We start from the raw sequence: 2,236 nt of genomic DNA, 5'->3' as shown, positions 1-2,236 counted from the left end.
GGGAGTTCGAGCGGGTCTTCGGCACCGCGGTCGCCTGGGTGCGGATGAACGCCCACATGATGGACATCCACACCGTCGCGGCCGGCTTCCTGGAGATCGCCGTCCTCAACATGGCCAACGCGGTGAAGAAGATCTCCGTCCAGCGCGGCCACGACGTCACCCGCTACGCCCTGGCCGGCTTCGCCGGCGCCGGCGGCCAGCACGCCTGCGCCGTCGCCGACGCGCTCGGCATCGACACCGTCGTCGCCCCGCCGCTGGCCGGGGTGCTCTCCGCGTACGGGATCGGCGTCGCCGACGCCACCGCGCTGCGCGAGCGCTCCGTCGAACGCGAACTGACCGCCGACGCGCTGCCCGCCGTGCGGGCGCTGTGCGCCGACCTCGCCGCCGCGGCCCGGCGCGAACTGATCTCCGACGGCGTGCCCGGGGACTCCGTCACCACCGTGTCCCGGCTCCATCTGCGCTACGCCGGCACCGACGCCGCCCTGCCCGTCCCGCTCGCCGCTCTGCCCGCCATGGCCGAGGAGTTCGCCGCCGCCCACCGGGCCCGCTACGGCTTCACCATGGACAAGCCGCTCGTCGCCGCCACCGCCGTCGCCGAGGCCGTCGGCGCCGCCGGACCCGCCGCCCCCGCCCGGCTGGCCCCCGCCCGCGCCGCCCACGAGCCCCCGCCCGCACCGGCGGACCGGGTCCGGATGTACGCCGCCGGGCGCTGGCACCCCGGCACCCCGCTGTACCGGCGGGCCGACCTGCGCTCCGGGGACACCGTCGACGGCCCGGCCCTGATCACCGAACCCGACGCCACCACCGTCGTGGACCCCGGCTGGCGGGCGCGGGCCGGGGAGCGCGGGCACCTCGTGCTGGAGCGGGTGACGGCCCGGCCCCGCACCGCCGCCGTCGGCACCCGGGTGGACCCGGTCCGGCTGGAGGTCTTCAACAATCTCTTCATGGCCGTCGCCGAACAGATGGGCGTGCGGCTGGAGAACACCGCCCACTCCGTCAACATCAAGGAGCGGCTGGACTTCTCCTGCGCCCTCTTCGACGCCGACGGCGACCTCATCGCCAACGCCCCGCACATCCCCGTCCACCTGGGCTCGATGGGGGAGTCCATCAAGGAGGTGCTGCGCCGCACCACCGGCACCCTGCGGCCCGGCGACGTGTACGCGATCAACGACCCGTACCACGGCGGCACCCACCTGCCCGATGTCACCGTCGTCACCCCGGTGTTCGACGACGACGGCCGCGAGCTGCTGTTCCTCGTCGCCTCCCGCGGCCACCACGCCGAGATCGGCGGCATCACCCCCGGCTCCATGCCCGCCTTCAGCCGCACCATCGACGAGGAGGGCGTGCTCTTCGACACCTGGCTGCTGGTCCGCGACGGCGTCCTGCGCGAGGCCGAGACCCGCGCCCTGCTCACCGGCGCCCGCTACCCCTCCCGCAGCCCGGACGCCAACCTCGCCGACCTGCGCGCCCAGATCGCCGCCAACGAGAAAGGCATCGCCGAACTGCGCGCCATGATCGACCACTTCGGCCTCGACGTGGTGCACGCCTACATGGGCCATGTGCAGGACAACGCCGAGGAGTCCGTGCGCCGCGTCATCGGAGCCCTGCACGACGGCTCCTACCGCTACGAGACCGACGCCGGGGCCGTCATCCAGGTCGCCGTCACCGTGGACCGGGCCACCCGCTCCGCCGTCCTCGACTTCGCGGGCACCTCACCCCAGCAGCCCGGCAACACCAACGCCCCCTCCGCGGTGGTGACGGCCGCGGTGCTCTACGTCTTCCGCACCCTGATCGCCGACGAGATCCCGCTCAACAGCGGCTGCCTCAAGCCCCTGGACATCCGCATCCCGCCCGGCTCCATGCTGGCCCCCGTCCACCCGGCCGCCACCGTGGCCGGCAACGTCGAGACCTCCCAGGCCGTCACCGGCGCCCTGTACGCCGCGCTCGGCGTCCAGGCCGAGGGCTCCGGCACCATGAACAACCTCACCTTCGGCAACGACCACGTCCAGTACTACGAGACCATCGCCAGCGGCTCGGGCGCGGGCGACGGCTTCCCCGGCACCGACGCCGTCCAGACCCACATGACCAACTCCCGCCTCACCGACCCCGAGGTCCTGGAGTGGCGCTACCCGGTGCGGGTCGAGGACTTCCGCATCCGCGAGCACAGCGGCGGCGCGGGCCGCTGGCCCGGCGGCAACGGCGTACGGCGCCGGCTCCGGTTCCTGGAGCCCATGAC

1 protein-coding gene is annotated in these 2,236 nt (G+C 74.1%); it reads left to right on the top strand.

Features of this window, described 5'->3' with window-relative positions:
* Window positions 1-2,236, top strand: a 2,236-nt coding sequence (locus ACFV5N_RS27265; protein WP_385605043.1) for a hydantoinase B/oxoprolinase family protein, incomplete at both ends; no start/stop codon positions are given.

Source organism: Streptomyces sp. NPDC059853 (assembly GCF_042731495.1).
Lineage (GTDB): Bacteria > Actinomycetota > Actinomycetes > Streptomycetales > Streptomycetaceae > Streptomyces.
This window is presented reverse-complemented; position numbering and strand designations above follow the sequence as displayed.